The 4088-nt window shown below is 57.3% G+C and carries 4 protein-coding genes; all 4 read left to right on the top strand.

Annotated elements, in window-relative coordinates; genetic code table 11:
* Positions 1–735: glutamate mutase L (locus AB7E14_RS21490; protein ID WP_428169933.1), on the top strand; the 735-nt coding region annotated here is incomplete at its 5' end.
* Positions 736–753: 18 nt separating this feature from the next.
* Positions 754–2199, top strand: coding sequence for a methylaspartate mutase subunit E (locus AB7E14_RS21495; RefSeq protein ID WP_043001349.1), 1446 nt, complete (start codon positions 754–756; stop codon positions 2197–2199).
* Positions 2199–3440: a methylaspartate ammonia-lyase gene (locus AB7E14_RS21500; RefSeq protein WP_043001350.1), complete on the top strand. Its 1242-nt coding sequence runs from the start codon at positions 2199–2201 to the stop codon at positions 3438–3440. The genes AB7E14_RS21495 and AB7E14_RS21500 overlap by 1 nt, the downstream gene beginning before the upstream one ends.
* A 3-nt stretch (positions 3441–3443) precedes the next feature.
* Positions 3444–4088: acyclic terpene utilization AtuA family protein (locus tag AB7E14_RS21505; RefSeq protein WP_428169934.1), on the top strand; the 645-nt coding region annotated here is incomplete at its 3' end.

The raw sequence follows: 4088 nt of genomic DNA on the forward strand, positions 1-4088 counted from the left end.
ATTGTCGGTGAAACCGGCGAAGAGCCCATGCCAACCCCCTGGACGGTGTACGAACTGGTCAAAGCCATCAGCGAAGTCGATAGCGCGTGGAGAGAATTCATGCTCATCGACATGGGCGGCGCGACCACCGACGTCTATTCCGCCAGTGCCAACACCCTCTCGCCCGATACCGTGCTGCACGGTGTCCCGGAGCCCTTTATTAAGCGCACCGTGGAAGGCGATCTCGGCATGCGCGTCTCCGCCGTGGTGGTAGGCGAAAGCACCCAGGAACTGGTGAAGGTGGTATTCGCTCAGCAACCGGCACGCCAGGAGGCCTTCTATGGCTACCTGCGTCATCTGGTGGCGCATCCCGATTATCTGCCGCAGAGCGAGGAAGAGAAATACTTTGATTCTCTGTTAGCCGGACTGTGCGTCGGCTATGCCGCCGAGCGTCACGCTGGCACCAAAAAGCAGGTCTGTACCTGCGTTGGCAATGTCGATTTGCAGATGGGGCGCGACCTGACCACCGTGCGCAAAGTGGTTGGCTCGGGCGGCTGGCTCTCCCGCGCCAGTCAGTTTGATATCCATCACTGGCTCAAATATCGCGAACTGGACGACGACGGCAGACGCATTCTTTTACCCACTCAGTTTGAGTACTACCGCGACGCAAAAGGTCTGCTCCCCCTGCTGGCAAATGTTGCCAGACTGGATCCCCAGGCCGCTGCGCGCACCAGCATTCACTGTTTAACCCTATAAAACCTAAGGCAGCGACGAATGGAACTTCGAAATAAAAAATTAACCCATGACGAATTTATGACCGAACGGCATCAGGTGTTGCAGACGTGGCATACCGGCAAAGACGTCGAACATTTTGAAGATGGCGTGAAGTATCAGCAGACCATTCCTGAGAAAAAACGTTTCTCTCATGCCTTGCTGAAGGCGGATCAGGAAGGGAAAACCCTGAGCCAACCGCGTGCCGGTGTGGCGTTGATGGATGAGCATATCGAACTGCTGAAAACCCTGCAGGTTGAGTGTGACCTGCTGCCGAGCACCATCGATGCCTACACCCGTCTGAATCGTTATGAAGAAGCCGCCATTGGGATCCAGAAATCTATCGAAGCCGGGACCTCAAAACTCAACGGACTGCCGGTGGTTAACCACGGTGTGGCGGCCTGTCGTCGGATGACCGAAGCGCTGGAGAAACCGATTCAGGTCCGTCACGGTACGCCAGATGCGCGTCTGTTGGCGGAGATCGCCATGGCCAGCGGCTTCACCAGCTATGAAGGCGGCGGGATCTCCTACAACATTCCTTACGCCAAGCGCGTGACGCTGGAAAAATCGATTCGCGACTGGCAGTACTGCGACCGTCTGATGGGGCTGTATGAAGAACATGGCATTCGCATTAACCGCGAACCATTCGGCCCGTTGACCGGCACGCTGATCCCGCCGTTCATGTCTCACGCAGTGGCGATTATCGAAGGTCTGCTGGCGCTGGAACAGGGCGTGAAGTCGATTACCGTCGGCTACGGCCAGGTTGGCAGCCTCACGCAGGATATCGCGGCGATTCAGTCCCTGCGTGAACTGTCTCATGAATATTTCCAGAACTACGGTTTTGATGATTACGAGCTGAGCACCGTCTTCCACCAGTGGATGGGCGGTTTCCCGGAAGACGAATCCAAAGCATTCGCCATTATCTCCTGGGGCGCAGCGGTCGCCGGTATGTCCGGCGCGACCAAAGTGATCACCAAGAGCCCGCATGAAGCCTTCGGTATTCCGACAGCGGCGGCAAACGCCCAGGGGCTGCGTGCGTCACGTCAGATGCTCAACATGGTCAGTGACCAGAAATTCCCGCCGTGTGCCGCCGTCGAGCAGGAAGTGGAACTGATTAAGAGCGAAGTTCGTGCGGTTCTGAAGAAAGTGTTTGAGCTGGGCAACGGCGATGTTGCGCGCGGCACCGTGCTGGCCTTCGAAGCAGGCGTGCTGGACGTACCTTTCGCTCCGGCCTCCTGTAACGCCGGTAAAATCCTGCCAGTTCGCGATAACGCCGGGGCGATCCGTATTCTGGAAGCCGGCTCCGTTCCGCTGCCGCAGGACATTCTCGCTCTACACCACGATTACGTCGCCGAACGTGCCCATTTCGAAGGACGTAAACCCTCATTCCAGATGGTTGTTGATGACATCAACGCTGTATCCCACAGTCAATTAATAGGAAGACCATAATGAAAATTAAACAGGCGCTTTTCACCGCTGGCTACTCCTCATTCTATTTTGATGACCAGCAGGCGATCAAAAATGGCGCAGGTCATGACGGGTTCATTTATACCGGTGCGCCGGTTACCCCGGGCTTTACCTCTGTCCGCCAGGCTGGCGAGTGCGTTTCCGTACAACTGATTCTGGAAAACGGCGCCGTCGCGGTGGGTGATTGCGCCGCAGTGCAGTACTCCGGTGCCGGCGGCCGCGATCCGCTGTTCCTGGCTGAACATTTTATTCCGTTCCTCAACGATCATATTAAGCCGCTGCTGGAAGGCCGCGATGTGGATGCGTTCCTGCCGAACGCCCGTTTCTTCGACAAACTGCGCATCGACGGTAATTTGCTGCATACCGCCGTTCGTTACGGTCTGTCGCAGGCGCTGCTTGACGCCACCGCGCTGGCCTCAGGTCGTCTGAAAACCGAAGTGGTGTGTGACGAATGGCAACTGCCGTGCGTACCTGAAGCCATTCCTTTATTTGGTCAGAGCGGCGACGACCGCTACATCGCCGTCGACAAGATGATCCTCAAAGGCGTTGACGTCCTGCCGCACGCGCTGATCAACAACGTTGAAGAGAAGCTCGGTTTTAAAGGCGAAAAACTGCGTGAGTACGTGCGCTGGTTGTCCGACCGTATTCTCAGCCTGCGCACCAGCCCACGCTATCACCCGACGCTGCATATCGACGTGTATGGCACCATCGGTCTGATCTTCGACATGGACCCGGTGCGCTGCGCCGAGTATATCGCCAGCCTCGAAAAAGAAGCGCAGGGTCTGCCGCTGTACATTGAAGGCCCGGTCGATGCAGGCAACAAACCGGATCAGATCCGCATGCTGACCGCGATCACCAAAGAGCTGACCCGTCTGGGTTCCGGCGTGAAAATTGTCGCCGACGAATGGTGCAACACCTATCAGGACATCGTGGACTTCACCGATGCCGGCAGCTGCCACATGGTGCAGATCAAAACCCCGGATCTCGGCGGCATTCACAACATCGTTGACGCGGTGCTGTACTGCAACAAGCACGGGATGGAAGCCTACCAGGGCGGCACCTGCAACGAAACCGAAATCAGCGCCCGCACCTGCGTCCACGTGGCTCTCGCCGCCCGTCCAATGCGTATGCTGATCAAGCCGGGTATGGGCTTCGATGAAGGTCTCAATATCGTGTTTAACGAAATGAACCGCACCATCGCGCTGTTGCAGACTAAGGATTAAGAGATGGCACGCACATTTAAGATCTTATCGCCAACGGCTATCCTGGGCTATGGCTTCCCGGAAGAGAGCTTTCGTAAAGCCATGGAAGAGTCACCGGATCTGATCGCGGTTGACGCAGGCTCCTCCGATCCTGGCCCCCACTACCTGGGGGCGGGTAAACCGTTTACCGATCGGGCCGGAGTGAAACGCGATCTGCGCTATATGATCACGGCGGGCGTTAAGAACAACATTCCGGTGGTGATCGGCACCGCCGGGGGATCCGGTGCTGCACCGCACCTTGAGTGGTGTCGGCAGATTATCCTGGAGATCGCACAGGAAGAAAAACTGTCCTTCTCCATGGCGCTGATCCCATCGGATGTCAATAAAGAGGTGGTTCACCAGGCGCTGGATAACGGCAAAATCACCGCGCTGGACTTTGTTCCGGCACTGACCCACGAGGCGATCGAAGAGAGCACCTACATCGTGGCGCAGATGGGGATCGAACCGTTCCAGCGGGCGCTGGAAGCCGGTGCGCAGGTGGTATTGGGCGGACGGGCTTATGATCCGGCCTGCTTCGCGGCGCTGCCGATTATGCAGGGCTTTGATGAAGGTCTGGCGCTGCACTGTGGCAAGATCCTGGAATGTGCGGCCATTGCCGCCACCCCAGGT

The organism is Citrobacter sp. (genome assembly GCF_050252275.1).
Lineage (GTDB): Bacteria > Pseudomonadota > Gammaproteobacteria > Enterobacterales > Enterobacteriaceae > Citrobacter_A > Citrobacter_A amalonaticus.